Annotated in this window: 25 protein-coding genes; 12 read left to right on the forward strand and 13 right to left on the reverse strand. The window is 40.1% G+C overall.

Annotation, left to right across the window (positions count from 1 at the left end; all coding sequences use genetic code 11):
* Positions 1-13: 13 nt before the first annotated feature.
* The gene (locus H3V01_RS08570; RefSeq protein ID WP_198186536.1) at positions 14-1,018 is read right to left on the reverse strand and encodes a hypothetical protein; all 1,005 of its coding nucleotides are present in this window, start codon (positions 1,016-1,018) and stop codon (positions 14-16) included.
* A gap of 492 nt (positions 1,019-1,510) precedes the next feature.
* Between H3V01_RS08570 and msbA the strand changes: the two genes are divergently transcribed.
* Positions 1,511-3,298, forward strand: coding sequence for a lipid A export permease/ATP-binding protein MsbA (gene msbA / locus H3V01_RS08575; protein WP_198186537.1), 1,788 nt, complete (start codon positions 1,511-1,513; stop codon positions 3,296-3,298).
* A gap of 397 nt (positions 3,299-3,695) precedes the next feature.
* Here the strand turns inward: msbA and H3V01_RS08580 are convergent, their stop codons facing one another.
* Entirely contained in the window at positions 3,696-4,769 is a 1,074-nt protein-coding gene (locus H3V01_RS08580) for a hypothetical protein (RefSeq protein ID WP_198186538.1), read from the reverse strand.
* Positions 4,770-4,968: 199 nt separating this feature from the next.
* On the opposite strand from H3V01_RS08580, the gene H3V01_RS08585 reads away from it, so the two are divergent.
* The 4 genes from H3V01_RS08585 to H3V01_RS08600 are packed head-to-tail and all read left to right on the forward strand — an operon-like array spanning position 4,969 to position 8,499.
* On the forward strand, positions 4,969-5,820 hold the full coding sequence (locus tag H3V01_RS08585; protein WP_198186539.1) for a glycosyltransferase family 25 protein: 852 nt from the start codon (positions 4,969-4,971) through the stop codon (positions 5,818-5,820).
* A gap of 32 nt (positions 5,821-5,852) precedes the next feature.
* Complete coding sequence (locus tag H3V01_RS08590; protein ID WP_198186540.1) at positions 5,853-6,641, forward strand: putative nucleotide-diphospho-sugar transferase; 789 nt, start codon at positions 5,853-5,855, stop codon at positions 6,639-6,641.
* Positions 6,642-6,668: 27 nt separating this feature from the next.
* Positions 6,669-7,472, forward strand: coding sequence for a glycosyltransferase family 25 protein (locus H3V01_RS08595; RefSeq protein WP_198186541.1), 804 nt, complete (start codon positions 6,669-6,671; stop codon positions 7,470-7,472).
* Between the two features lie 4 nt (positions 7,473-7,476).
* On the forward strand, positions 7,477-8,499 hold the full coding sequence (locus tag H3V01_RS08600; protein ID WP_198186542.1) for a glycosyltransferase family 2 protein: 1,023 nt from the start codon (positions 7,477-7,479) through the stop codon (positions 8,497-8,499).
* 11 nt (positions 8,500-8,510) lie between these two features.
* On the opposite strand, the gene H3V01_RS08605 is transcribed toward H3V01_RS08600, so the two are convergent.
* Both H3V01_RS08605 and H3V01_RS08610 read right to left on the reverse strand, forming a co-directional pair.
* Complete coding sequence (locus H3V01_RS08605; RefSeq protein WP_025331655.1) at positions 8,511-9,083, reverse strand: hypothetical protein; 573 nt, start codon at positions 9,081-9,083, stop codon at positions 8,511-8,513.
* 10 nt (positions 9,084-9,093) lie between these two features.
* Positions 9,094-9,840, reverse strand: a complete 747-nt coding sequence (locus H3V01_RS08610) for a hypothetical protein (protein ID WP_198186543.1) — start codon at positions 9,838-9,840, stop codon at positions 9,094-9,096.
* Positions 9,841-10,183: 343 nt separating this feature from the next.
* On the opposite strand from H3V01_RS08610, the gene sstT reads away from it, so the two are divergent.
* From sstT to H3V01_RS08625, 3 genes are all read left to right on the forward strand, one after another.
* On the forward strand, positions 10,184-11,419 hold the full coding sequence (gene sstT, locus H3V01_RS08615; protein ID WP_041880555.1) for a serine/threonine transporter SstT: 1,236 nt from the start codon (positions 10,184-10,186) through the stop codon (positions 11,417-11,419).
* Positions 11,420-11,550: 131 nt separating this feature from the next.
* A complete protein-coding gene (locus H3V01_RS08620) occupies positions 11,551-12,546 on the forward strand; it encodes an LLM class flavin-dependent oxidoreductase (RefSeq protein WP_232332657.1) in 996 nt (331 codons plus the stop codon).
* Between the two features lie 191 nt (positions 12,547-12,737).
* Positions 12,738-13,634, forward strand: coding sequence for a glycosyl transferase (locus H3V01_RS08625; protein WP_198186544.1), 897 nt, complete (start codon positions 12,738-12,740; stop codon positions 13,632-13,634).
* 120 nt (positions 13,635-13,754) lie between these two features.
* On the opposite strand, the gene H3V01_RS08630 is transcribed toward H3V01_RS08625, so the two are convergent.
* Positions 13,755-15,935 carry a primosomal protein N' gene (locus H3V01_RS08630; RefSeq protein ID WP_198186633.1) on the reverse strand — a complete coding sequence of 727 codons (2,181 nt, stop codon included), beginning with the start codon at positions 15,933-15,935 and terminating at the stop codon, positions 13,755-13,757.
* Positions 15,936-16,188: 253 nt separating this feature from the next.
* Between H3V01_RS08630 and pyrB the strand changes: the two genes are divergently transcribed.
* Together pyrB and pyrI are read left to right on the forward strand one after the other, a co-directional pair.
* Positions 16,189-17,130, forward strand: coding sequence for an aspartate carbamoyltransferase (gene pyrB / locus H3V01_RS08635; protein WP_198186545.1), 942 nt, complete (start codon positions 16,189-16,191; stop codon positions 17,128-17,130).
* Between the two features lie 6 nt (positions 17,131-17,136).
* Positions 17,137-17,595: an aspartate carbamoyltransferase regulatory subunit gene (pyrI, locus tag H3V01_RS08640; RefSeq protein ID WP_025331648.1), complete on the forward strand. Its 459-nt coding sequence runs from the start codon at positions 17,137-17,139 to the stop codon at positions 17,593-17,595.
* 24 nt (positions 17,596-17,619) lie between these two features.
* On the opposite strand, the gene fghA is transcribed toward pyrI, so the two are convergent.
* The 6 genes from fghA to H3V01_RS08670 form a co-directional block, all read right to left on the reverse strand.
* The gene (gene fghA / locus H3V01_RS08645; RefSeq protein ID WP_198186634.1) at positions 17,620-18,453 is read right to left on the reverse strand and encodes an S-formylglutathione hydrolase; all 834 of its coding nucleotides are present in this window, start codon (positions 18,451-18,453) and stop codon (positions 17,620-17,622) included.
* Positions 18,454-18,543: 90 nt separating this feature from the next.
* Positions 18,544-19,653: an S-(hydroxymethyl)glutathione dehydrogenase/class III alcohol dehydrogenase gene (locus tag H3V01_RS08650; RefSeq protein WP_198186546.1), complete on the reverse strand. Its 1,110-nt coding sequence runs from the start codon at positions 19,651-19,653 to the stop codon at positions 18,544-18,546.
* Between the two features lie 435 nt (positions 19,654-20,088).
* Positions 20,089-21,336 carry a condensation domain-containing protein gene (locus H3V01_RS08655; RefSeq protein ID WP_198186547.1) on the reverse strand — a complete coding sequence of 416 codons (1,248 nt, stop codon included), beginning with the start codon at positions 21,334-21,336 and terminating at the stop codon, positions 20,089-20,091.
* Between the two features lie 664 nt (positions 21,337-22,000).
* A complete protein-coding gene (locus H3V01_RS08660; RefSeq protein WP_198186548.1) occupies positions 22,001-22,837 on the reverse strand; it encodes a PHP domain-containing protein in 837 nt (278 codons plus the stop codon).
* Positions 22,834-23,007 carry an oxidoreductase-like domain-containing protein gene (locus H3V01_RS08665; RefSeq protein ID WP_080690470.1) on the reverse strand — a complete coding sequence of 58 codons (174 nt, stop codon included), beginning with the start codon at positions 23,005-23,007 and terminating at the stop codon, positions 22,834-22,836. Before H3V01_RS08665 ends, H3V01_RS08660 begins: the two co-directional genes overlap by 4 nt.
* The gene (locus tag H3V01_RS08670) at positions 23,004-23,228 is read right to left on the reverse strand and encodes an RNA-binding S4 domain-containing protein (RefSeq protein WP_025331643.1); all 225 of its coding nucleotides are present in this window, start codon (positions 23,226-23,228) and stop codon (positions 23,004-23,006) included. Before H3V01_RS08670 ends, H3V01_RS08665 begins: the two co-directional genes overlap by 4 nt.
* Positions 23,229-23,357: 129 nt before the next feature.
* Between H3V01_RS08670 and argE the strand changes: the two genes are divergently transcribed.
* Together argE and H3V01_RS08680 are read left to right on the forward strand one after the other, a co-directional pair.
* Positions 23,358-24,524: an acetylornithine deacetylase gene (gene argE / locus H3V01_RS08675; RefSeq protein ID WP_198186549.1), complete on the forward strand. Its 1,167-nt coding sequence runs from the start codon at positions 23,358-23,360 to the stop codon at positions 24,522-24,524.
* A 72-nt stretch (positions 24,525-24,596) separates the two neighbouring features.
* Positions 24,597-24,995: a cytochrome b562 gene (locus tag H3V01_RS08680; RefSeq protein WP_025331641.1), complete on the forward strand. Its 399-nt coding sequence runs from the start codon at positions 24,597-24,599 to the stop codon at positions 24,993-24,995.
* 301 nt (positions 24,996-25,296) lie between these two features.
* On the opposite strand, the gene H3V01_RS08685 is transcribed toward H3V01_RS08680, so the two are convergent.
* Together H3V01_RS08685 and H3V01_RS08690 are read right to left on the reverse strand one after the other, a co-directional pair.
* Positions 25,297-25,527 carry a hypothetical protein gene (locus H3V01_RS08685; protein WP_174830725.1) on the reverse strand — a complete coding sequence of 77 codons (231 nt, stop codon included), beginning with the start codon at positions 25,525-25,527 and terminating at the stop codon, positions 25,297-25,299.
* A 782-nt stretch (positions 25,528-26,309) separates the two neighbouring features.
* Positions 26,310-26,867, reverse strand: a complete 558-nt coding sequence (locus H3V01_RS08690; RefSeq protein ID WP_174830780.1) for a hypoxanthine-guanine phosphoribosyltransferase — start codon at positions 26,865-26,867, stop codon at positions 26,310-26,312.
* Positions 26,868-26,899: the final 32 nt, after the last annotated feature.

Raw genomic sequence — 26,899 nt, forward strand, 5'->3', positions numbered from 1 at the left:
TCTATATATTTAATTATGAATTAATACCTAATATATTTTCTATCCAGTTTTTAAAACAGTATTTCGCAACTATATCCGGATTTATAGGGCTATATGGTTTCATAAGAAAGTTATTTATCTCTCCTAAATTTTTATCGTCCCAAATGAATATATTATTCGGATGATAAAAATCATAATATTGAATGTGTTTGTTGGTAGTGATTATTTTTTTTTTGTAGTAAAGTGCTTCAAAATGGCGGAACGATAAACCGTTATGATCTGCAATAACAAAATCTACCAAGATATCCGCTGTAGAGACATTTTTTAAGTTATCTTGATAAGATAGGCGATTTTTTTTACCAAAAATAAGATGTTTTGATTTATAACATTTAATGTCGCTTTTTTTGCTCGTAGGTATTATAAATTTAATACTGACTCCATTTTCCGCAAGTTTTTCGGCACACTGCTCTATCATGGCAACGCGACTTTTCTGATGGTCACCAATATAGTAAGCTTCTAACTTATCATTTTGGACATAATCCGGCTTTATAACATCAAAATAGAAATTAGTAGTACTATACAGTTGATGGTTTTGGTAGTCAGGGTTATTTAAATCGGTATGATCAAAAATAAAAAACCGATCAAATAAATGAATAATATTTTTTACTGGAAAGCGTTTTAGTCCATCCCATTGATAGCCAATAAATCTTTTTTTAGTATGCTTTTTTAATAAAGCCAATACCTTTGGCGGATAGATATCTGGCCGGATAACTAAGGCATAGTCATAAAGATTATCTGCCAGAAGTTGTTTTGCTTTATGAAAACTTTGTTTTTCTCGTAGAGTTTTTTTATATGTCTTACTCTGGGTGATATTTTTATGCAGAAAGTGATATATACGTTCCCAAATACTGTTATATTTGAATTTCAGTACACTATCTAATCGTAAAACTTGATATCCGTGAAATTGAAGGTTTTTTTCAATTAATTCAACTATACCATTGCTTGGTGGCATAGCTAATATGATGGTTTTACGAGTCATGAATAAAAACTGATTTAGATGTTGATAACAATTAAAACTGCTGAATGTAAAGAATTGGATTTATCCAATCAATATACAGAATAAGTTTATATTTTAATTCAAATTTAAATATCATATGTGTTTTGATTATTCTTTTAGAGTAAAAATATATACAATATTTATCAACAAATTGTTTTAAATAAACTGTATTTGTTAGCAATATGTAAATTGAATTCGGTAAGATCAGTGCTTAGTTTGTCTCAACTGATTTAAATTTCATTGATTTGGTAGTGGATTTTTGTACTGGAGAGAATTTTTATCAGGTATTTTATTCAGATTGTTTTCGATTTGATAGAATACAAGTTGTATGTGATTTTAGAAGTTGATAATTGGTATAGGTTTAGATTGGCAGTTTGCTGAATTTAATGGATTTATGCCGTTTATGATGAGATAACGACAGGTAATTTCATCGACACAGTGTTTTGTTTTGTATTTGATTGTTCTGGGAAGCGAATGAAAAAAAGTAAAAAGGCTGATGCTTTTTCACCGCATAATCTTTATAAGAGATTATTTCCGTATATGCGCGGGCTGGTAAAGTATTTTTTTATTTCTGTATTGGCAATGGTTGTCGTAGGTGTGACAGGTCCCCTTTTTGCTTATTTGTTAAAGCCGATCATTGATAATGGTTTCGTTGACAAAAATATCGAAGCTATGAAATGGGTACCATTTGAAATCATCGGTTTGTTCATTTTTCGTGGGGTTGCCAACTATATAAATGAATATACCAGTGCTTATATTTCTAATCAGATGGTCCAGGTAATTCAGCGTGATCTGTTTGCAAAAATGATGATGTTACCTGTGAGTTACTATCAGGAAAACAGCCGCGGACGCATGATGTCGCGCATTACCAATGACGCTAAGGGAATAACGGCTGCCGGTTTTGATGTGATCACTGTCTTTGCCAAAGATGGTGTGACTGTTTTGGGACTTCTGATTTGGTTGTTTTATCTTGACTGGCAATTAACACTGATTACTTTTGTTACCATTCCATTAATCGCCTGGTGTGTAAGGGTTATTAATAAGCGTATTCGCCGATTAGTTACTAAAAGTCAGAATGATCTTGGTCAGGTCATGCAAATTTTGTCTGAATCAATTGATGGTACAAGGGTTGTACGCATTTATGGTGGTGAACAGTATGAACAGAGTCGTCTGGAAAAAACCAATAAGGCTCTGCGTAGTCTTGCTGTCAGACGTCAGTCGTATACGTCTATTGGCAGTGCAGTAACACAGCTGTTAATTGCCACATCGTTATCAATTATTTTATATGTTGCTGCTAAAAGAGCCAGTCATGCAGGCTTTACTGCCGGTGATTTTATGTCTTTTCTGTCAGCTATGCTGATGATGTTTGATCCGTTAAAACGGATTACCAATATGTCCAGTGTTTTGCAGGCCGGACTGATGGCTGCAGCCAGTGTATTTCAATTTCTGGATGAACCGGAAGAAAAAAATCAGGGAAAAAAGCAGCTGATTGCTCCTATTGGAGATATTGTTTTTCAGAATGTAACATTGCGTTATCAGCATGCGGATAAAAATGCGATAGATCATTTAAACCTGACAATTAAACAGGGTAGTGTGGTTGCGTTAGTAGGGGAGTCTGGTTGCGGTAAAACTTCTACTGTAAATCTTATTCCGCGATTTTACGATACGACCAGCGGACATGTAAGTATAGGTGGTATAAATGTTGATGATTTTGAATTGAAAAATCTTCGTTCCAAAATGGCATTAGTTAGTCAGGATGTTGTTTTATTTAATGATACTATTGCGAATAATATTGCTTATGGTTCGCCACATGCTACAGAGGCAGATATTATTCAGGCTGCGAAAGCTGCTAATGCCTGGTCATTTATCACTAATATGCCTGAAGGATTAAAAACTGAAGTGGGTGATCAGGGGATGAAGTTGTCCGGAGGTCAGCGACAGCGTTTGGCAATTGCACGGGCATTGCTAAAAGATGCGCCTATTTTAATTCTTGATGAGGCAACTAGTGCTTTGGATACTGAATCTGAACGATTAGTGCAATCTGCCTTGGAGACACTAATGAAAAACCGGACCACAATTGTGATCGCGCATCGCCTGTCGACTATTGAAAATGCGGATAATATTGTGGTGATGCATCAGGGGAAAATTGTCGAGCAGGGTAAGCATGAAGACTTACTGGCAAAAAATGGACGTTATGCATTTTTACACCGGATGCAGTTTGGTGAAAACCGTAATTCAGCTGAAGATAAATCATTAAATTAACAGATTTAAGAATGTTTAAAATTGCCTATATTGTTTTTTATTTATTGGTTTATATGTTTGAAAAGTAGCAGAAATATTAGATTTTCAGTACTTTATTCATAATAAATTTATAAATAGATTGCTAACCGGATACTATGATTGTAGAAATAATGGTATCCGGTATTATATCAAATACATTAATTTCATTTAATTTGATCAATATCTAAAGCAAAAAGATTTACTCATATTCAGTATGATATAGAATTGTTTTTCAATAATTCGTTTAATATTCAATTTTGCAGAGTAAGTTCCGTTGGTTTATTTTTGCTGAAGCAGATGTGGTGTAATTGAATGTGCTGTAGTTAGTATTTTTTAAATACAAATTTGAGCCTACAGCATTTTTTTTAGAATATTTCAATTATATAACGGATATTTTCTGGAATGGCTGTCTGTTTAAAATATTGTTTATCCAGTTTGCAAAACTGTATTTTTTTATAATATCCGGATTGATGCTGACAAATGGTCTGGCCAGAAAGCTCTCTATTTTCTGTAAATCATCCGCATTCTTCCATATAAAAATGTTATCTGGATGATAAAAATCAAGATTTTTGATTTGTGGGTTATTGGTAATTAATTTCTTTTGGTAATATAACGCTTCAAATGTACGAAATGATAAACCATGATGAACTGGATTAACGATATCAATGAGTATATCTGCATTGTTGATATGCTTTAAATTGTCATCGAAGGTAATATTTTCAGGGATAAAATGAATTTCTTTGCAAGAATATAGTCCTGCTTTGCTAGCTTCAGACGGGCGAAATTTTATATTAAAATCTAGATTTATCCCGTATTTAATTAATGCATTTGCACAGGCTTCTATAGCTGCAATGCGACTATCTACATGTAGTCCGACAAAATAGGCAATGGTTCCGGTATGTGATACAGGTTGTGGCTGATACATATCAAAATAGAAATTACTGATTCCATTTAGCCGGTACTGCTGGTATTCCTCATTATGCAGATCTTCAGAATCGAATACATAAAAACGATCAAATAAGTTTATTGTCGGCTTTGTTTTAGGAAATCGTCTGATTCCATTCCACTGATAAGCAACAAAATCGTTTTTTGTATGAATTTTTAGCAGTTGTAAGGCTTCTATAGGAAATAAGTCTGGGCGTATAACCAAAGTATAGTCGTAATGACGATTGCCTAATAGCTTTTTAATATTTGCCAGTAATTTCTGATTGTACATTTGTTCTTTCAGATATGCTTTGTATGAACAATCTGAAAGAAAAATTTTTCGGGCTGTATGAATCAGGTGCGATTTCAAGTTAGGATAATAAAAACTGGAATCAACTTGCTTCTTCAATTCCTCTGAAGTGCTGTTTATAAAGATAACTTTAAAATTATGGTATTCTAAATGCTTTTGAATGGCAGCAGCGAAGTCACTATAGCTTGACATTGCCAGAATAATAGTTGGTTGCGACATTGTTAACTTAATTTTATGAAATCTGGTATTCTCGATAACTGTAAAGTTGAAATAGTGTAACTATTATCAGATCAGATAGCTATTTTAGCAGTTTATACCGGTGAGTGTATCAGGATACTGGTTTTATCTATGAATGGCAGACATATTTTAGCTATAATTTATAGATAATTTATGACTAAAGTATGTGCAGGGCTAATCAATGCTCAAAATTTTTTTAATTAATCTTGAACGCCGTCCGGATAGATTAATGTTTGTTAAACAACAACTGGAAAATCTGAATATTGCTTTTGAAAGGGTAAATGCAGTTGATGGCAATTGTTTAACTGATGAGCAAAAAGCCTTTTTTAACCAGAAAAGATTTGCACTGGAATGTAAACGTAAGGCCGTTAATGGAGAAATTGGTTGTGCCTTATCCCATCAGACGGTATGGCAGAGAATGATAGATGAAAATATACCCTATGCTCTGATTCTGGAAGATGATGTTCAGCTTAAACCTGAACTGGTTTCTTTGCTGGCTGATGAAAAAAATTTTCAGTCTTTTGATTTTTTAAATCTGACTTTAAAAAGACCTTTTTACGATATTGATGTTGCGGCAGTTAATTCTTGTATTGCGCATGAACAGTTTGTCCGGCCGCGATTCTGGCAATTGGTAAGGCGCAGATTATGGCGCTTTATGGAAAGTAAAGCTATTGTCCGGTGGAAAATTTTTCGTTTACATACGCTCTGTAATCATATGATTGCCTGTGAATGTGATATCGCTCCGTCATTGGCATGTTGTTATATTGTATCTTTGCAGGGAGCTAAAAATATGCTGCAGGCAAGTAAAAATCTCTTTTATCCTATTGATAAGGTCTGGCATTATAGTGGTGGCCGGCTAAAAGAGGCTTTTTTGGTTGAGCCGCTGGCATTTCAGAATCTGGATTCAGATATTCCTCATCGTGTGCGTTTTAAACTTACTTTGGGACAAAAAATTAAAAGATTTTTTCTTAAGGGGCGGCATTGGCGGCGTCATTTTGATGTTGTGAAAATGTATGGATGGACACGTTTATAATAAATGTATGTTAATCACTGAGAATAATACTAATGGTTAAACTGGGCAGAGAATATGCATGGCGAGCCAAGAATCGTAAAGTTGTGGTTCCGCTGGCACGGGTTGTTACTGATGAGATGAAAGCATCAGCAGATGATGCGGTAACAGTTGTAGCCTATCATACAGATGATGAATTTTATACGCATGAAGCCAAACGTATGTGTGCTTCTGCTGAACGTTTGGGTATCAGGGTTAAGACAACTACTATTTCTAGTCAGGGTGGGTGGGAAGCCAATACGTCGTTTAAAGCAGCTTATTTGCTTCGTGAACGTGATATAGTCAGCGGACCGATGCTGTATGTGGATGTTGATGCGGTTTTTCATGTTTCTCCGTTAAAATATCTTGCCAGTCTGGATTGTGATATTGCCGTGTATTATGATTTAGGAGATGGTCATTTAGTATCTGCAACTCTTTTTTTCCAAGATACTGAGGCTGCAAGACACTTGCTAGCTGAATGGAACCGGCAGTGTATAGCACATCCGGAAATCTGGGATCAGGAGGTTTTACAATCTGTCATTGCTGCTGATCAGGCATCTGACAATCCTCGTTATAAAGTTTTTCATTTGCCTGTTGGCTTTTGCTGGATATTTGATCGTGAAGACAATCTTCGTGCACCTAAACAGCAGGTTTATATCGAACAGTTACAGGCGGCCCGTGTGGTTCATGAAAATCTGAGAACCAGCGGGAAGCTGTTTTCAATACGGAAAAGTAAAGTACAGCGCCGCATGGATCGGATACGAGAAATTGAGGATGTTCTGTTTCAGCAAAAATCTGATGATTAATTATAATATCTGTGGTGATACAAACAGATGATTTCTGCTCTAGTAATTAATCTGGATCATTCATTTGAGCGATTGGAATTTCAGCGCAAACAACTGATTCATTTGCAAATACCTATGCAGCGCCTGTCTGCTGTTAATAGTTCGGATATTCTTGGTGAACAATATGAACAATTAGCAAATGGCTGGGAGCGTAAATTGCGTCCGGCTGAGGTGGCCTGTTTTTTAAGCCATAAAGCTGCATGGCGATATGTACTTAATACCGATAAACCTTGGTTGATTCTTGAAGATGATGCTCTATTATCGCGTAAAACAGCAGATATTCTTGCTGCGTTAATTCCTCTGGCAAATGAAGTTGATTATGTAAATCTGGAAACGCGCCATCGACGTAAATGGATAAGTAAAAAAGCTTTTAATTTAATTGATGGTTATGAATTACGCCGGTTATATCAGGATCGGACGGGTGCCGCTGCCTATGTTTTATTTCCTTCCGGGGCACAGAAGCTGTTAAACAGAGCTAAATATTCGGCACCGGCGCTTGCCGATGCTTTTTTATGTCGTTCATATGATTTGAATGCCAGACAAGTGTATCCGGCCGCTGCAATTCAACTGGATCAGTGTATTAATTATGGTCTGGAGCATACAGAATCTTTTATTTCTACTATCACTCCTGAGAATAATCTGAAACCTCATGCAAACGATATTTATAGTAACGTATGCTTTAAATATCGTCGTCTGGCAGCACAAGTTCGTATGGGATGGAGACAATTGTCTGTGCTGCGGTGTGCGCAACGTATGCTGGTGCCAATAATAAAAAGTGATTTTGAGGAATAGTTGTGTGGATGGAGTAAAAAATAATTATGCAGGTACAGATAAGGTAGATTTAAGTATTCTGATTCCTGTATTTAATGTTGAATCGTATCTTTCCGGATTGCTGGATGCTTTATTTCCGGATTTGACTGCTTTAACTGAAGTTATATTTTATGATGATTGTTCACCGGATAATTCACTTAGTGTGATTCGCAAATATCAGCAGAGTTATCCGCAAGTGAATATTCGTATACTGTGCGGAAAGAAAAATCTGGGTATTACTCAGGTTCGCCAGTGTCTGTTACAGGCCAGTCATGCTGAATATGTTTGGTTTATTGATTCAGATGATTTGATTGAACCGCAAGCGGTACGGCAGATAAGGAATATTCTGGGTGAGTATCGTCCGGATGTAGTACTGTTTGATTATGATGTATTTTTTGATGGTAGCGGTAAAGTTAAATATCATGAACATTTATCTGTTACTCCTGTAAATACATTATTGCATCAGAATAGCGGTGAGTTATACCGCCTTGCAATTATGGATGGTAAACATTATTTCTGGAATAAAGTTTTCCGGCGTACTTTGGTAACAGATTCGTGTGATTTCACTATACCTGCCTATGAAGATATTGCGAATACTCCGATTATTCTGAATCAATGTCAGACTTACTTTTATTATCCGCAAACTTTAGTACATTATCGTATCTGGCCGGATTCGATTGTGCAGAAAATGAGTCTGAAACAGGTATATGGTATCAGGGCTTATCTGAAACAGGCTGAATATGCAGATAAAGTGGTCGATGATAAAAAGTGCTGTGCTTATTTATTATATAAAGCTCATCTTTATTATTTCAGGTTGTGTCGTAAACTCAGAAAAATGAATCTTCCGGAAATGGAAAAAGCTGATATTTTGCTTTTGGCTAAAGAGCTATATGCACAAAAACAGTTATCGACTTGCGCAACTGTTTCGTTATTAGTACGTACGGGTATGTGGGACAAGGCGGCTAAACTGATAGTGAAATCAGGTTTAGCCCGATTCTCATGCAGGTAAATATTTTCTGTTCAGATTGCAGTTATTTTACCTTCGGTAATCCACTTATAAATTAGTTTTTTTTCATCATCCCAGTTATGCCCCGTCCAGCCTTCACTGGTGAAATTATGTATATAAATTTGTTTTTCCGGATAATGCTGACAAATGTAATCAATGGCCAGTAAACCAGTGCTTGGTTGGCGAAAACCCAGTGTATTGGCACAGTGCTGATAAGTATCTGTAGGTATCGTGTTTATTTGGTATTGATCCAGATGAGAGTGTTTAATCCATTTAGGAAAACGCCATATATATTTTATTCGTTTATGTAAAGGAATATTCTGATATCGTCCCAGACAAATATCTTTTGTGGTATATCGGAAAAATATTTGTGTGTCAGGTTTAAAAAACTGATGGTCAATATTCAGATGTCTGATTTGTGTGTAGCCATTGGCAATAAATACCCAGTCGGCCATAAGTGTACAGTTTGGATTGGGGGTGTTAAAGCGGACTACGATATCGTCTTCATGAATTAATCCGGCAATAGAATTTTGTTCGTCAGCATTGCCAATGATGAAGAATTTACTGTGTGCTTGTACGATTTTCATAATAGTAATTTTATTGCCAATAATTTTTTAACCATGGAGCCGGTAAAACTTTACGGTACCATTTTCCTCCACCTCCTCTGATGGCATCCGGAGGATTAACTTCGCCGTGAAAGATGATAATTTTGCCGTAATCCGGCTTTTCCGGTGGCTGCCATAGCGCATAAGGCATTTTTTTTAATATGTCATATTTATAGCTCAGACACCAGTTTTCAGGCCAGTAACTTAGTTTATGATTTTCGCGCACATACCATGATAAAAATGCCTGTTCATGACGAAATTGCTGACGAATAGTCTGGAAATGCTCGCGAAAATAGTTCATTAAATCTGGTAATGCACCAATCTGAAATCGGTATACTGAGCTATTGCCGACTTTTCGCCACGGCTTTTTCCAGTCACGAATAATCCATACTTCGTCCTGACGGCTGGAAGGATGTGTGAAGAAGCAGTCTATGTTATCGATTATGACTATGTCTATGTCAAGAAATAAAGCTGTACCGTGTAAACCATATAAATCTGCACTGAATGTTGTCAGTTTGTTCCAGCCACGTTCAGGCAGACCCTGAGGCAGATCAAGAGGTATCAGCGGATAACACTGAACAGCCGGATTGATGCCTTTAGCATCATCTGTCAGGCAAATCATGGTAAATGGTAGCGTTAAGTGGCGTTGCACCATGTTATAGAGGCGGTTGATGTATTCAGCATCATATTTTTGCCCCCATTTCATGCATAGTATGTAGTTTTGTGAAGCTGTGTCCATGGCATATTTTGTCTGGGCGGTTACTGGTGTGGGAGTATAGCATTTTAGATTTTTGTATAGTTTGATTCCATTGATTAAGAATAATAAATTGCTGATTGATTTTAACTGTTTTTCGCGATTTTATTGATTATTCGCTGTTTGTGTTCGTTTTAATGCTAAACTTATTATCTGCTAGGTAAACTGAAATGGTTTTCTGTTAAGGTTTAATGGTGTTGAAAAGACGGATTAAAACAGATTTTCTGATGAGAGATAATTTGCTGCTCACGGATTTATTGTCAGTTCTGATGATATTTTGTATCTGTTTTTAAATGTGTTTGAATCCGGCGATAACCAAGGATTGTGAATGAAGAAGCTTTTATGGGTATTATTTAAGAGTAATCTGATTGTACGTATGCTGATATGTATGATTATCGGCGCGTTTATTGCGGCGTTTTTACCGCAGTACGGGGTGAAACTGGAATTTCTGGGTAAGGTATTTATTCAGGCTTTACGTGCAGCTGCTCCGATACTGGTTTTTGTATTAGTCATATCTTCTATTGTTAATAATAAATTTGATAATGTTTCCAGTATTAAGTCAGTAGCCTGGTTATATGCTGTTACTGTTCTGATTTCTGCTGTACTGGCTTCTACGGTAAGTTTTTTATATCCGCTACAGCTGGTAATGGATGTACCGCCGATATCTGAAAAACCGCCGGAAGGTGTGGCAGAAATTCTTATGAATATTGTGCTCAAGTTTGTGGATAATCCGGTTGATGCACTGGCAACCGGTAATTTTCTGAGTATTCTGGCATGGTCAACAGCATTGGGTATTGCATTACGCCAGAGTAGTGAGGCAACGAAATCGGTGATTAAAAACTGGTCAGATGCCACTATCTGGGTGGTTCGCCTTGTTGTGGCAATTGCTCCTTATGGTGTACTTGGTTTGGTTGCTTCTCACTTTACGAGTGATGGTTTGGCTAAGCTGAAGAATTATCTTGAGCTGATTGGTGTATTACTGGGTCTGATGGTGTTTGTGGCACTGGTAATTAATCCGCTGATTGTATTTTTGAATTTTCGTAAAAATCCATATCCGCTGGTGTTTACCTGTTTGCGTTATAGTGGAATCACAGCGTTTTTTACCCGTAGTTCAGCAGCAAATATTCCGGTAAATATCCGCCTGGCTCAGCGTATGCAATTGCCGGAAGAAATTTATTCGCTGTCTATTCCTCTGGGTGTGACAATGAGTATGAATGGAGCAGCTATCACGATTACGACGATGACGATGGCTACTGTGCATACTTTAGGTCTGGATGTGAGCTTTATTCAGACATTGTTGCTGAGTATTCTGGCAACGGTATGTGCTCTTGGTGCTTCCGGTGTGCCCGGCGGTTCGCTGCTACTGATTCCGGTAGCATGCAGTATGTTTGGTATTGATCCGGCTATATCCGCTCAGGTGGTAGCAATCGGGTTCGTTATCAGTGAAATTCAGGACTCAGCTGAAACAGTTTTGAATTCTTCCAGCGATATGCTGTTTACCTCTGTGGTGTCACTCAAACAGCAGGGAAGAGATCCGAGTAAAATTGAGTTACTGCCGGAATAAGCCTGTATCATGATTGTGTATAGGCCGCTGTATAATTTATGCAGCGGTTTTTTATAAGCGGGCAGAGTATTCGTTTTCTGCGCATAGGACGAATTTGATTTATATCTGTTTTTCTTCAATGTGAGGAATTTATGGCTATTCCTGTTTCTATACTGAATCTGGTACCACGTCGGGATAAAGGTACTGCTGCAGCGGCTATACAGGATATGTTGCGTCTGGCACAGGCTGCTGAACAGTCAGGTTTTGTGCGTTACTGGATCGCAGAACATCATAATATGCCGATGGTAGTCAGCTCTGCCACTCAGGTATTGATTGGTCATACACTGGCACATACCCATAAGATAAGGGTAGGCAGCGGAGGAGTAATGCTGCCTAATCACAGTCCGTTAATGGTTGCAGAACAGTATGGCACTTTAGCAACCATTTATCCGCACCGGCTTGATTTGGGACTGGGGCGTGCGCCCGGTACTGACAGGGTAACAGCTGCAGCTTTGCGTCGGCAGTTAAATGATGTTTCATTACAGTTTGCTGATGATGTGGTGCAGTTGCAACGTTATCTGGGCGATGAGAATTGTCAGGGAATAGTAAAGGCCTATCCGGGTATTGGTACACATATTCCGCTCTATATACTGGGCTCCAGTACGGATAGTGCTTATCTGGCGGCCAAAATGGGGCTGCCATACGTTTTTGCTGCACATTTTGCACCGCGTTTTCTGGAAGAGGCCGCAGCGATTTACCGGGAACGTTTTCAGCCTTCAGCTCAGCTAAGTAAGCCATTTTTTATGCTGTGTTTAAATGTTGTTGCTGCGGCAACGGATGAAGAGGCTTATTACCTGCAAACTACGCAGTTTCAATCGGTATTGGGACTGGTTCGCAATAGCCGGGCGCCGTTACAGCCACCAGTACCTCATATGCACGGTTTATGGACTGCTGAGGAGGAAACTTATGTGCGTAACTTTACTGCCTGCACATTACTGGGTGCTCCTGATACTATTCGTCAGCAGCTGGAGGAATATCGCCTGCGCTTACAGCCGGATGAAGTAATGGCTGTGAGTTATATTTATGATATGGATAAATTACTTGAGTCTTATTATATTTTTAAGAGTGTGGCAGATATTGTCGGCTAATCTGTTAACTTGCCCATATTAAAACGAATTAATACCTGATAATAGGTATCTACCGGTCTGATATTTATAAATTTGATTGGAATTATTTGTTTCATATCAAATATTACTTGATTAATATTATCATTTTTACTGGTATTTTTGCGGTAAGATTACAATTATCTTTATAACGTAAGCAAATCGGGAGTATATGCATGAGCAACGATGTAATTAAGGTCTTTGTGGGTTGTGACCCGAATAACTGTGATCTGGAACAGATGATGGTGGTGGATTACAGCATCCATAAACATACATCGCGGCCAGTGGAAATTGTCTGGATGCAGTTAAGTCATGACCCGGAAAGCCCCTGGTACTCTGATCCGCAATCTGGTGCCGGCTGGCATACTGAAAAATGGGCAACACCGTTTTCAGGTTTCCGCTGGGGTATTCCTGCTGCCTGCAACTATGAAGGCCGGGCTATTTATATGGATGCAGACATGATTATTCTGGCTGATTTAGCCGAACTCTGGGAGCATCCTATTAAAGGTGAAGCAATTGTTGCTGCCAAGGAAGTGCATGATCATGCCAAGGGCAAACGTTTTACCCGCTTGTGTACTTGTGTCTGGGATTGTGCGAAAGCTAAAGCTAAATTGCCGGAACAGGCTACGCTGCGTGCTGACCCTGATTCGCATAAGAAAATGATGGCTAAGTTTAAAGAGCATCCTGAATGGGTACAGGCTTATACAGCTGCATGGAATTGTGTCGATGGTGAAGGTATGCCGATCGAGCAGATGAAAATTTTGCATTATTCGGATATGGGTACCCAATTTAGCCATAAGTATTCAATCCCGCGTTTGTCTGCAGCTGGTCAGAAACATTGGTTTGATAGTGATATTCTGCCTCATCCGCGTAAAGATCTGGTTGAACTGTTTGACCAGTACTATCAGGAAGCTCTGGATGCCGGCTATAAGCTGGAAAATTATGCTGTGGAACCTTTTGGTGCTTTCCCTAAGGAATCTCAAGTAGGTTATGATGGCAATGAAGTTACCCGCCAGAAAAAACAAAAATCATTACTTTCACGTGTTTGGCATAGTCTGCGTGGGCGCGAATAAGTTATCAGTTAAATCTGATTACTGGTCATCTGCCAATCTGGCTAATGACCAGTTTTTTGTTACTGATAGGGGCAAAAATGAATGAATGTATGTATGCCTATAATTCAAATGGCATAATAATTACATTTCCAGCGGATCTACATCGATCAGCCAGCGTGTGTGCGGGCTGGTTTTTTCCAGATGCAATAGCCAGCTTTGCCATATTGTAATGCTGTGATGTAATTCGCGCCGGTTATGACTTTCCAGAAAGACCTGTGCCCGTTCATAACCGGCCAGCCGTGCCATTAACATTGGTACTGGTCCGAAAATACTGACACTGGGCGGTAAAGACTGTTGCTGTCCGATACCCTGTAATGCCTGTCGCAGGAGTTCCTGCGCTTCACGCATGGTTCTGGCGTCAGCACGAATAGCTGCCATATAGCTGAAAGGTGGCATGCCCAGTTCCTTTCTTTCCGCCAGTTCTGCTGTTGCAAAGGTAACATAATTTTGTGCAGCCAGCGCCTGATAAACTTTGTGTTCGGGTTGTCTGGTTTGTACCCAGACTTCGCCGCTGCATTCTGCTCTGCCGGCACGGCCGCTTACTTGCATCAATTCGGCAAACAAGCGTTCTGGTGCGCGAAAGTCCGCACTGTAAAGACTGTTATCTGCATTTAAAACAACAACCAGATTCAATTGCGGAAAATCATGACCTTTGGCCAGCATCTGGGTGCCAATCAGAACATCTACCTGCCGGTTAATGATTTTACTGTAAATATCTGACCAATCCTGCCGGTGGGCGGTGCTGTCGCGGTCTACCCGCAGAATACGTGCCTTAGGTAACAGATATTGCAGGTTTTCTTCTATGCGTTGTGTTCCTTGCCCGACAGCTGTTAAATCCTGATTACCGCATTCCGGACAACAATGTGGAATACGCTGGTGAAAATCACAGTGATGGCAGCGCAGCTGACCGGCATGCTGATGTAAAACCATCTTGGCCGAGCAGTTAGGGCAACCGAAAGTATGCCCGCAGGCGGCGCAGAATAAAGCCGGAGCAAAGCCGCGACGGTTCAGATAGACCATACTTAAGCCACCATTGGCAAAATTGGTCTGTAATTTTTGTTTGATAATGTCGCTCAAACCATTATCCAGTGGTAACCGGCGAATATCTACCAGATGAATTTGCGGTAATTGAGCACTGATATGGGCGCGTTCGCTTAATTGCAGTAGTTGATAATCTTTTTGCTGGGCTTTATACCAGCTTTCCAGAGACGGAGTGGCACTGCCCAGTACAATAGGACATCCTGCCTGCTGCGCACGCCACACAGCCAGATCCCGTGCCTGATAACGCAGTTCGCTTTCCTGCTTGAATGAGTAATCATGTTCTTCATCGACTACAATTAATCCCAGATTATGCATGGGAGTAAAAACAGCCAGTCGGGTGCCAATGATCAGTGCCGCCTGTCCAAGTGCCGCCTGAAGATAACTGGTTGTCCGTTGTCCGGAAGCAGTCTGACTGTGCAGCAGAGCAGTAATAGTATGTGGAAATCGCTGGCGCACACGCTGCAACAATTGCGGGGTCAGATTGATTTCGGGCAGCAGAAATAAAACCTGTTTGCCTTGCTGCAATATTTTGGCCATGATATCGAAATAAACTTCTGTTTTGCCACTGCCTGTAATGCCATATAACAGAAACGGAGCAAACTGGCCGAATTTATTCTGTACTGTTGTACTGGCAAGCAGTTGTTGCTGATTAAGCTGATGCTGGCTTTCCGGAATGCTGCCGCAGGCCGGAACTGAAGTAGTCTGTATCCAGCCTTGTAGTTGCCACTGATTAAGATAATGTGCAGCCTGTGAATGTATGGTCTTAAGTTGTTGTAATGTAGCAGATGTTGTTTGCAGATGTTGCCATAATGCATTTTGTTTGTGAAAGCGTGCCGGTGGAGGAGGCTGTTCATGCCCCAGAGCATTTAACGTGTAAATCACTTCCGGTCGGGGTAGTTGCAAGACTTCAGGCTGACGCAGTCCCTTCGGCAACGCTGCCATTACTGCCTGCCCGAGAGGATAGTGATAATAGCGGGCAGTAAAACTGAGTAATGTGCGCCAGTCTTCAGGCAATTGCCAGTCATCAGAAAGCACTGATTCTATTGGTCGTATTTTGCTGATATCAATTTCCGGTTCTACATTACTTTCCCATACTATGGCGGCCACCAGACGTTTGCGAAAGCGTACTGCTACCCGTGTACCGGCGGGCAGGGCTGTGGTATGGGCATAGGTAAGCAGTGAATACAGGGGCACATTCAGTGCCAGTTGATGGTAAATCAATGTAAGCAGAAATAAAAAAGGCAATGAAATGCTGATTGTAACTCAATTTGGCCAGCTTTTATCATTGCGCTGTTTATGCGATAATTTGTATTAATTTATTATTACGGGAATGATAGCGTGATGCAGATACTGGCAGCAGATGTTCAAGATTGTCTGGAACAGGTATTACATCAGTACAGCTAATTTCCGTAATATATTACCCGTTTGAAGACGGGTTTTTTTGTGCCTATTGATAAATGCTGAAGGTTAAATTATGGCTAATCCGCTGTATCGGCAACATTTCATTTCTATTAATGATTTATCTACTGCGCAGCTGGAATTTTTGCTGGCGCTCGCTTTACAGTTAAAACAGCAGCCTCAGGCTGATTTATTGGACGGACGTTTAATTGGTTCGTGTTTTTTTGAACCGTCTACACGAACCCGTTTGTCATTTGAAACTGCTATCCAGCGGCTGGGCGGTAAGGTTATTGGTTTTGCTGATGGTGCCAATACCAGTGCCAAGAAGGGAGAAACGCTTGCTGATACCGCCAGAATTATCAGTAATTATGCAGATGCAATTGTAATGCGTCATCCGAAAGATGGTGCAGCCCGGGTAGTCAGTGAATTTGCCCGGGTGCCTGTGATTAATGCAGGAGACGGTACGAATCAGCATCCGTCGCAGACATTGCTGGATTTAGTCACCATTTATGAGACGCAGGGGCATTTACAGAATCTTAAAATTGCTTTAGTTGGTGATTTGAAATACGGCCGTACTGTACATTCACTGGCGCAGGCTCTCAGTCGCTGGGGGTGTGAATTTATTTTTGTGTCTCCGCCAACTCTGGCAATGCCTGCTTATATCTGTGAGCAGCTGGATGATAATGGCGTACATTACCGGACTTCCGGCAGTCTGGAAGAAGCATTGGCCTGGGCTGATATTCTGTATATGACGCGTATTCAGCGTGAGCGGTTCGATGAACAGGAGTTTGCCAGAATCAGTGGTCATTTTAATTTGTGTGCGTCTATGCTCGGGCAGGCTAAACCGAATATGCGTATTTTGCATCCTTTACCGCGTGTGGATGAAATCCATGCAGATGTCGATGACAGTATTCATGCTTATTATTTTCAGCAGGCCAATAATGGTATGTATGCGCGGCAGGCTATTCTGGCGGCGATTCTGAATGAACATATTGATATAGTTGGAGCAAAAGGATAAACAATGATGAATCAGACCAGACTGAGTGTTGAGGCAATAAAAGATGGTACTGTGATTGATCACATCCCGGTAGGGCAGGGGCTGACTATTTTGCGCCAGTTTAAATTGCTGCATTCCGGTGATGCGGTTACGGTAGGGTTTAATCTGAGCAGTAAATCCACCGGCAGCAAGGATATTATTAAAATTTCCGGTCAGTATCTTGATGATGCTGCGGCTAACCGTTTGGCTTTGTTCGCGCCGCAGGCTACAGTTAATGATATTGAAAATTTTCGGGTAGTACGCAAACGTACACTGACTTTACCGGAAAGTATCAGTGAAGTGTTTCGTTGTCCGAACAGCAATTGTGCCAGCCATGGAGAACCGGTAAAGAGCCATTTTTCTGTTCGGGTGAGCCATGGCGAAACCCGTTTATGCTGTCATTACTGCGAAAAAACGTTTGCGCGCGAATCCGTGATTGAAGCTTAGCTGTTAATTTACCGGTCTGGTGATTTATAGTCCGAATGCTTCGGCATGAAAGCTGATGTGGCTTTCTATAAATGTACTGACAAAATAATAGCTGTGATCATAGTTTTCACGCAGATGATACCGAATGTTAATGCCTTTGGCTTTGGCTGCCTGAACGAAATCCTGTGGATTTAATTGCTCTGGATAGTATTCATCCCCGCTTCCCTGATCGATAAGAACTGGTAATGAAAACGGATACCGGCTGATCAGTTCGGTACTGTCATATGCCGCCCAGTCTTGCTGATTGGTTCCCAGATAGGTTGAGAATGCTGCCTGACTCCATGATCCGGCTACCGGATGGGCGATAGGAGCAAATGCCGATACAGCAACGTAGCGCTGAGGGTTTTTCAGGGCAATCATCAGCGCACCATGACCACCCATACTGTGTCCGCATAAACTACGCTGTTCGTTGACCGAAAAATGTTTTTCGATAAGTTCGGGCAGTTCTGTGACCACATAATCATACATCTGGTAATGCTGAGCCCATGGCTGCCGGGTAGCATTAAGATAAAAACCGGCTCCCTGTCCCAGATAGTGAACATCTGCATCAGCTACATCAGTACCGCGCGGACTGGTATCCGGCATAACCAGAACAATACCCCATTCAGCAGCAAAACGCTGTGCACCACTTTTCATCGAAAAATTTTCATCAGTACAGGTGAGCCCGCTCAGACAATACAGTACAGGCAGCCGGTAGCCTTGTAAGGCACGTGACGGAAGATAGACAGAAAATGTCATGTCACATTGATTGGAGTGACTGTAATGCCGGTAACGTCGTTGTTCGCCGTTAAACAGTTTATGGGTGGTCAGCAGAGTAATTTCAGCCATTTTAAAGGATCCGTATTGAGTTTATAACATGATGAAATACAGGCAATTACATTAATAATGTGTATGCACATACGCATATTATTAATAATAAATGACTATACGAATTGATTCGCCGGTATGCATCAGCTCGAATGCCTGGTTAATATCAGTCAGCGGCAATGTATGAGTAATAAATGGTGTCAACTCGATTTTACCCTGCATGGCTTCTTCCACCATCTGCGGCAGTTGTGAGCGTCCTTTAACCCCACCGAAAGCAGATCCTTTCCATACCCGTCCGGTAACCAGCTGAAAAGGGCGTGTGGCTATTTCCTGACCGGCACCGGCGACACCGATAATAATGCTTTGTCCCCAGCCCCGATGAGCGCATTCCAAAGCAGCACGCATCACTTCTACATTACCGATACACTCAAAACTATGATCTACGCCCCATTCAGTCAGATCAATAATTACCTGTTGTATAGGTTCTTGATAATCGTTCGGATTAATACATTCTGTGGCACCAAAATGTCTGGCAAGGGCAAATTTAGCCGGATTGGTATCAACAGCAATAATTCGTCCGGCTCCGGCCTGTCGTGCCCCCTGTACTACAGCCAGCCCGATACCACCCAGCCCGAATACGGCAACAGTATCACCTGCCTGTACTTTAGCAGTATTGTGTACTGCACCAATACCGGTAGTGACTCCGCAGCCTAGCAGACAAACCTGATCATGTCTGGCTTCAGGATTGATTTTAGCCAGAGAGACCTCTGCCACGACAGTATATTCGCTGAAAGTTGAACAACCCATATAATGGTAAATTGGTTTTCCCTGATAGGAAAAACGTGTTGTACCGTCAGGCATCAGCCCCTTACCCTGTGTTGCTCTTACTGCGGTACACAGGTTGGTTTTACCCGAACGGCAAAACAAACACTTTCTGCATTCGGCGGTATACAAGGGAATAACATGATCACCGGGTTTGACAGAAGTGACGCCTTCACCGACTTCTACCACAATACCGGCACCTTCGTGCCCCAGAATAACCGGAAATACACCTTCAGGATCATTGCCCGACAGAGTAAATGCATCAGTATGGCAAACACCGGTATGGGTAATCTTTACCAGTACTTCACCAGCCTTGGGCGGTGCAACGTCTACTTCAACAATTTGTAATGCTTCTCCCGGAGCAAAGGCAACTGCGGCACGAGATTTCATACTCTATCCTTTGAATTAATAAGCGCATGTATTCGGCTAACATAACGGGATTGCAGCAATAAATCAATTGTCAGATTCTTAATTGCCAGTCTGATAGTCTGAATATGAGACCAGAAAAGCTGTGCAGAATAAATATTCTGAGTATAAAAATCTGATTTATATTGATATTTTAATAAATTTTATTTGTATGCCAGTATGGATAGTATATTTGTATGTATAAATAAAATTATTAACCGGAAAGCGCCACTATCAAACTTAATCTATCGATAGTGGCGCTGACAGATGTGCAAGCATAAAAATCAGCCCGAAATGCTTGCTTTCCTTATTAGAAAATGCTAATAGCGTACTTATTATCTTTAAAACAAGGATTTTCCAAGCCAAATGTAGCAATTGCAGCTATATTTTGAGCATTTAATTTATTGATTTTTTAAATGCTCAATACTCTTTTATGGCGAAATCTGTTAGCTGTCTGGCAATTCTTTCCATCAACTGGCTGATAATTTTACGTTGTAATATTTTGGTGTAATAAGAAAGGCAAAGTATCAGGCAGCCATTAAGAAAAGCCAGATGAAAGGTGGCAGTCAGAGTGCCGCTGTTCATATTGGCTCCGGTACGAAAGTTATGCAGCTTGAAGTTTGGCGGTACGGTTATTTTGTTAATCCGGCCATTATTGGTATATATAAAAACCAAATCTTTTTGCAGATTTTGTAACGTTATCGGTGACAGCATTTTATTTGCTGCAACTGTTGCTTTGGCATCCAGAATATCTTGTTTAATTTGCTGTGCACTGGTGTAAATATCTCCGGAAATGGTAGTTATTGCCTGCTGAATTAAGCAGGTAAAGCTGTCTTCTATGTTGAGTATAGGATGACAGTTAATCGCAGTTAATATGGGAAATGAATCCAGCTTAAAAAAATCTGTATTGGTCTGTTGAATCAGGGCAGTCAATAATGAATTCATGGTCAGATTATGTCTGCTTGCTATTGAGCTTAATTTTTCAACAGTTTCTGCTTCAATTATGGCCGTATAGCTTGCTGTTTGGATTTCTCTGGCAGGATTACTCCACATTTTTACAGCTTGTTGATAATCAGGATAACTGTGCCCTGTTTTATTTGCAGAACTAAAACCTGAATTTTCTGGAGATATATTTCCGCCAATAGTTTTATCAGAAAAATTTTGTGCAGACAGACGTAATATTTCAGAAAAAATCTTCAGACCGGCTGTGGCGTCTGCAATGACGTGAGCCAGTGTCAGTATCAGTAAGTGGCGATTAAAATTATCCTGACTCAGCATGGTCAATCTGCATAATTGCTGATGGATATCTAACGGATCATTTACCTCTCTTTCCAGCAATTCATCAAAACAGCGAACATCATTTGAGGGTAATTCCGGTACGGTAATGACGGTGAATATTATGGGAAATGATAAAGAGGATTTAACCAGATGCCATTGACTTTCCTGTAGAAGAATTTTGGATGCCAGTGCCTCATATTGCTTTTGGATAATTTGTAAAGCCCGCTCTACTCTGCTCGGTTCCAGTTTACCTTCAACCTCCAGAATTAAAGTAAATTGTGTTGTTCCTGAAAAATTAGTATGCAAATTTGCCATACCACTTTCCAGCCTGTTCAAGGGGCGGATAAAATTTAACGCCTCTGATTGACTATCAGAGATCTGAGTGCTCATTTTTTATTTCCTTTATATTGACTTGAATAAGTTAAGAAAATCGATTAATAATTTTTTTTAAAAAAGAAATCGATAGGAAAACACAAATTTAAAATAAGGTAAGTCTAATACTGTTACTTTATTTATTTTTTTAAATCTTATTTTATTTTATGGATAATTTGCTATTAAAGTATTGTATATGTAGATATATTTTACATTTTATTGAAATGGTAATGCCTATTAAGCAACACTATTAGTAATATATAAATAAAATAAATTTATCTGTAATAGGCCAATTATTTATTAACATTAATAGCGAAGTAAGCACGCATATCTGGTAAGTAATAAGACTGTACGGTTTTTCAGCAGAATTGATAGACATTTAATATTATTTTTTTATAGCGGATTTCCGTATATATCTTACTCTCCCGGTCATACTGGCTATTTCTGTACAGGCAATAAAAACTTGATTTACTGTTTGATGCTTATTATCTGAATTTTTATATGATTTTAGCATATTTAAATGTAAAAATATTCTTTAATAAGCATAGAGTATACAAAAAACAATAATTACGCCTTTTATAGTATATTGGCATATTATAATCAAACATTTTGTGATTGGTTTATGACTGAAACAAACTTTAAATACCTTGTTTGATTTAAAATCTATCAGAGGATAATGCGGTTAATCAGCTAAATGATCCCATACTGGTTTACAGATAGGTGGTAGTTCAGGACAGCAGCCGAGCAGGCCACCACCAAAATCACCATCACGATGAAAATCACTGCCACAACTGGCTAAAAAATCGAATTGTTGTGCCAGTAAGGCATAGTTCAGTCTATCGTTCAGATTAGAACGCCCACTATGCACTTCAATCGCTTCGCCACCACAAGCCTTAAAATCACTGAACAGATTACGGCGTGCAGTAGCAGACAGCTCATAGCGCATTGGATGCGCAATAACCGCAATCCCGCCGGCATGTCGGATAGCGGTAACAACCTCAGCCAATTCTGCCCACTGATGTTTAACACTGCAGGATTTACCGTCACCCAGATATTTGCGAAATGCATCAGCTTTTTTATTCACATGGCCGGACCGGACTAAAAAATCAGCAATATGCGTACGTGTCACCATATCTATATTCGTAGCAAGTGCCAGTGTGCCTTCATAAGCATCAATAATTCCTTTTTTAGCCAGCTTATCGGCAATGGCCTGTAGACGCTGTAAACGGCCGCTGCGAAGACGTCCGAGTAAAGTTTGTAATACTTCATCTTCCGGAGATATATTCAGACCGACAATATGTATAGTGCGTCCGCGCCAGCTTACTGAGATTTCCGCCCCGTTAATCAAAGTGATTCCTGACTGCTTAGCCTGTGCATGCGCGGCGGCCAGACCTCCGGTATGGTCATGGTCTGTTAATGCCAGCAATGTGCAACCATTAGCAGAAGCACGCAGGACAACTTCGGCCGGCGTCAGTGCGCCATCAGAAACCGTGGAATGACAATGTAAATCAATACTCATGAGCTTTTTTCGTTATTGGAAGATGATGCGGACAACTGTGCCTGCATCGCTTCATATGCAGCTTTTTCGCGGTAATAAATTTGCCAGACACAGGCATCACCACAGTCACTATTGCAGCATTCCCAGTCTTCCGGTGGTACTGGCGGAGTTAATAATTCCGGTGTGCTCATAACTCACTATTAATGACATTGATTTCACTGTCACACAGCCGGATACTGTCTCCGGCGACGATTTTCGCGGTTTTACGGGTTTCCGGCTGCTGATTGCGCAGTACTTTACCTTCGGCAATCAATTGTTTGGCTCTGCCTCCACTTTCTGCCAGCCCGGCCAGTTTGAGCAGATCACATAATGCAACATGCGGATGTCCGGCTAAGTCAAATTGCTGTTTCATCTGTTATACCTTTCCATAAATAGCTATTGTAGCTATTATCAGCGTCGAAGAGGATTTTGTTTTATGTATTGGTTACGCTATAGGCATAAAATATGCTATGGTTTAACCAGAATTAACCGGAGATTTGCCGTGGATACACTTAGCTGGTTATGTCAGCTGATTGCTTTTGATACCACCAGCCGTCAGAGTAATCTGGACTTGATTAATTATGTGGCCGATTATCTGGAGAGCCGTAAACTGTCGCCATGGCTGGCACATAATGAAAAGGGGGATAAAGCCAATCTGTTTGTCACTATCCCGGCTGCTGATGGCAGTACTTCCGGTGGGATAGTACTTTCCGGTCATACTGATGTTGTGCCGGTAGACGGGCAAAAATGGTTATCAGATCCGTTTGCAGCAAATATACGCGATGGCCGCGTATATGGTCGTGGCAGTAGTGACATGAAAGGTTTTATTGCCAGCGTACTGGCTACGGTTCCGGATATGCAGAAGACAAAGCTGAAAGTCCCATTACATATTGCTTTGTCTTTTGATGAAGAAGTCGGCTGTCTCGGTGCACCGGTGATGCTGGCTGAGCTGGAAAAAAGAGGTTTGCAGCCGCAATCCTGTATTGTTGGTGAACCTACATCCATGCGAATGGTAGTAGCCCACAAAGGGATCCATACTTTCTGTTGTGAAGTACACGGTAAAAATGCTCACTCTTCGCTCACACCTGATGGTGTGAATGCAATTGAATATGCAGCCCGTCTGATTGTGTTTATCAACCAGCTGGCTCAGCAATTACAACAGCGGGCTGATTTGGATCATGCTTTTGATGTCCCGTTTGCTACTGTTTCAACCGGCCTGATTCGTGGCGGTACTGCTATTAATATTGTGCCGGATTATTGTACCTTTGAATTTGATTATCGTAATTTGCCGCATATGACGGTAGAAGAGCTGACTGAACCGATTCGGCAATATATTGCAACGACCCTTTTACCCGCTATGCAGGCAGTGGTACCGGAAGCATCAATTAAGCTAACCCATAATGTACAGGTACCTGCTTTAAATGACGCAAATAATCAGCAGCTGCATGCATTGATTACTCAACTAGTGGATAATAAACAACAAGCCAAAGTGGCCTATGCGACTGAAGGCGGCCAGTTTCAGAATAGCGGTATCAATACTGTTGTATGTGGTCCCGGTAGTATTACAGTGGCTCATAAGGCTGATGAATATATAGAACTGGAGCAGCTTGAACGCTGTGATCACTTTTTACGCAAACTGATTCAGGTGCAAAGCTTATCATTTACTTGATACGGTATTATCAAACTCTGCGCTGTTTTATATATAAAATGTTTAGGATTAACTGAAGAACAGGAAAATCAGATGGCAACCAAAAAATTTCTCTCTGCAGGGATATTGTTATTATCACTGATATTATCAGTGATGACTGTTCAGGCGAATGGCGTAAACGTTTATATGAGTGCTATTAATATGAGTTATGCGCGTTTTAATTCAGCGCAAACAGTCGCAGATGCCAGTAAAGCTCTGGCCAGTATGCGGGCTGCTGCCGTGGCCGCTAAAGCAAAAAAACCTTCCGGTCTGGAAAATGCTGCACCGAATAATCCAAAATTGAGAGCATACTATGCTGAGATGGATAAATTGATTGCAGAAATTGATAAAACCAATAATCTGGTTAAAGCGGGAAAAATGGTACAGGCTAAGGCAGAAGGTAAGAAAATATTGCAATTACGTGATGAAGGGCATAAAGCGATGAGGCAATAAAAGATACTAGGGCGGTATAGCAGTAAAAACGATAGTCCAGAATGCAAAAAGCCTGGTTCCGCCCCTTAAAAAGCTAAAGAACCAGGAAACATAGACAAATAAACTAACTGATAGATAATGACCGGAAACAATGAGTCTGTACGGACATTATCTTAAATTTTTCAGGCAATCCTTTTTTTGCAACATTTCTTTATCCCCTTTCTACAATCAGATAATTGTAGCTATTAATACAAAAAATATACTAAATGCAATAAATATAATATATTATAAAAACTAACTATCTCATTACTGATTATAATACTCAATTAACTTTGCTGTCAGGCTTGGCTGAGTAAATAATTACTTTTTTAGGGCGTTTCAGTTTATATCTGATAAATAAGCGTATATCAGAACCAAAGGTGTTGTTTTCACGCAAATTAATATGACAAAACTCTGGTAAAACCTGCTTATTGGTAATTGGAGCCATCGCTGGCGGAAACAGGCGTAACATATACGCTTCCAAATGGCGGCTTTCCGCCACAAAAATAGTCATAAACACTGCCTTTCCTGATTATTCTAATCAAACCGCTATGCGCTTCCAGACGCATCTGGCGGCAGAAGAATGGCAAGGCTGGAAGACCGTTAATCAGAACCGGCAGGCATAAAGCCTCCCTGCCATTGTCTACCATCGAAAAGGTATGCCAATGACTCGGTAAACAGAATATGAAAAAACCATAATGAAAAATATTAATGGTTTATCTGTCTGATAAAACAGCCTTCCAGAGCTGACCGTACTATTTAATACGGTATAGACATCATACTGGCGAGTAATTAAATTTGTCAAGAATGTGTTAATTAAATAATATAATCAGTAGTTAATGTAATATTTTATTTTTTTATTGTAATCATTAAAAAAACTATTTAATAAAATATAACATATTATTTTTTATATATATTTAGTATATATATTCTATGTATGCTGATATATTATGATATTAACATTTTTATTAGTGCTGTATGGCTGTTATTTGAATTTGAACATGAATTAGCTTAATCCCGCATTAATTCTTTATTTTTTATAAAAAATATATTTTAAAGCAGATTTGAAACAGTTTGCTGTCTTTCAAAAATAATCATTTAATGCAGTAGATATATTAATGATTTAGATACAGTTTTAATGCTATAGCTTTGAGTAGACCGTGATTTTATTAATGATAATGATGGAATTAAATTTGATTATGCTATATGTATTTTAAAACCGGAAAATCTAAGAATGAGCAAGTGGCCACGGTGTAGATAACCATGGCCTGCATACAATAATACTGTTATTGACGATTACTCAGCCAGAGCATAAATTTCGTCCAGATTACGCCATTTACCTTCAGCATCCATGCCATACCCGAAAACATAACGATTGGGAACATCCAGTCCGACAAAATCAGCCATAATGGGCTTTTCTTTGCCAATCAGTTTGTTGGCAAAAACAGCTGTAGAACAGCTGGCTGCACCCATTTCTAGTATCTGTTTTTTTACGGCTGCCAGTGTATGCCCCTCATCCAAAATATCATCCAGTACCAGAATGTGGCGTCCGGCTACCGCATTCTGCGGGGCACGCAGCCACTGATAATTACCACCTTTAAGCTTATCACCATAGCGGGAAATATGGATGTAATCAAAATCCAGCGGAAAACGCAGTAATGGCAGTAATTTTCCGGTGAAAACAACTGCACCACCCATCACCGGTAATACCAGCGGGTATTTATCACTTAATGCTGCAGTGATGTCCGCAGCCATTTGCTCCAGCCTGGTTTCACAGGTTCTGCGGTCAAACAATAAATCTGCTTTATCCAGCATTGCCTGAGTTTCGGCGCGTCTGTCAGTTACATCAATTATGCTCATTGGTATTGTCCATGTGTATCCGGGTA

Origin of the sequence: Snodgrassella sp. M0351, from assembly GCF_016100575.1 — a bacterium.
GTDB classification, from domain to species: domain Bacteria; phylum Pseudomonadota; class Gammaproteobacteria; order Burkholderiales; family Neisseriaceae; genus Snodgrassella; species Snodgrassella alvi.

What these genes read in the sequence shown, in the direction of transcription:
- H3V01_RS08595 (WP_198186541.1), top strand. Translation starts at nt 6,669, where the DNA reads ATGATTTCTGCTCTAGTAATTAATCTGGATCATTCATTTGAGCGATTG.
- H3V01_RS08620 (WP_232332657.1), top strand. Translation starts at nt 11,551, where the DNA reads ATGGCTATTCCTGTTTCTATACTGAATCTGGTACCACGTCGGGATAAA.
- msbA (WP_198186537.1), top strand. Translation starts at nt 1,511, where the DNA reads ATGAAAAAAAGTAAAAAGGCTGATGCTTTTTCACCGCATAATCTTTAT.
- H3V01_RS08655 (WP_198186547.1), bottom strand. Translation starts at nt 21,336, where the DNA reads ATGAGCACTCAGATCTCTGATAGTCAATCAGAGGCGTTAAATTTTATC.
- pyrB (WP_198186545.1), top strand. Translation starts at nt 16,189, where the DNA reads ATGGCTAATCCGCTGTATCGGCAACATTTCATTTCTATTAATGATTTA.
- sstT (WP_041880555.1), top strand. Translation starts at nt 10,184, where the DNA reads ATGAAGAAGCTTTTATGGGTATTATTTAAGAGTAATCTGATTGTACGT.
- H3V01_RS08570 (WP_198186536.1), bottom strand. Translation starts at nt 1,018, where the DNA reads ATGACTCGTAAAACCATCATATTAGCTATGCCACCAAGCAATGGTATA.
- H3V01_RS08585 (WP_198186539.1), top strand. Translation starts at nt 4,969, where the DNA reads ATGCTCAAAATTTTTTTAATTAATCTTGAACGCCGTCCGGATAGATTA.
- H3V01_RS08610 (WP_198186543.1), bottom strand. Translation starts at nt 9,840, where the DNA reads ATGGACACAGCTTCACAAAACTACATACTATGCATGAAATGGGGGCAA.
- H3V01_RS08625 (WP_198186544.1), top strand. Translation starts at nt 12,738, where the DNA reads ATGAGCAACGATGTAATTAAGGTCTTTGTGGGTTGTGACCCGAATAAC.
- pyrI (WP_025331648.1), top strand. Translation starts at nt 17,137, where the DNA reads ATGAATCAGACCAGACTGAGTGTTGAGGCAATAAAAGATGGTACTGTG.
- H3V01_RS08660 (WP_198186548.1), bottom strand. Translation starts at nt 22,837, where the DNA reads ATGAGTATTGATTTACATTGTCATTCCACGGTTTCTGATGGCGCACTG.
- H3V01_RS08680 (WP_025331641.1), top strand. Translation starts at nt 24,597, where the DNA reads ATGGCAACCAAAAAATTTCTCTCTGCAGGGATATTGTTATTATCACTG.
- H3V01_RS08650 (WP_198186546.1), bottom strand. Translation starts at nt 19,653, where the DNA reads ATGAAATCTCGTGCCGCAGTTGCCTTTGCTCCGGGAGAAGCATTACAA.
- H3V01_RS08580 (WP_198186538.1), bottom strand. Translation starts at nt 4,769, where the DNA reads ATGTCGCAACCAACTATTATTCTGGCAATGTCAAGCTATAGTGACTTC.
- H3V01_RS08670 (WP_025331643.1), bottom strand. Translation starts at nt 23,228, where the DNA reads ATGAAACAGCAATTTGACTTAGCCGGACATCCGCATGTTGCATTATGT.
- H3V01_RS08685 (WP_174830725.1), bottom strand. Translation starts at nt 25,527, where the DNA reads ATGACTATTTTTGTGGCGGAAAGCCGCCATTTGGAAGCGTATATGTTA.
- H3V01_RS08590 (WP_198186540.1), top strand. Translation starts at nt 5,853, where the DNA reads ATGGTTAAACTGGGCAGAGAATATGCATGGCGAGCCAAGAATCGTAAA.
- H3V01_RS08605 (WP_025331655.1), bottom strand. Translation starts at nt 9,083, where the DNA reads ATGAAAATCGTACAAGCACACAGTAAATTCTTCATCATTGGCAATGCT.
- H3V01_RS08665 (WP_080690470.1), bottom strand. Translation starts at nt 23,007, where the DNA reads ATGAGCACACCGGAATTATTAACTCCGCCAGTACCACCGGAAGACTGG.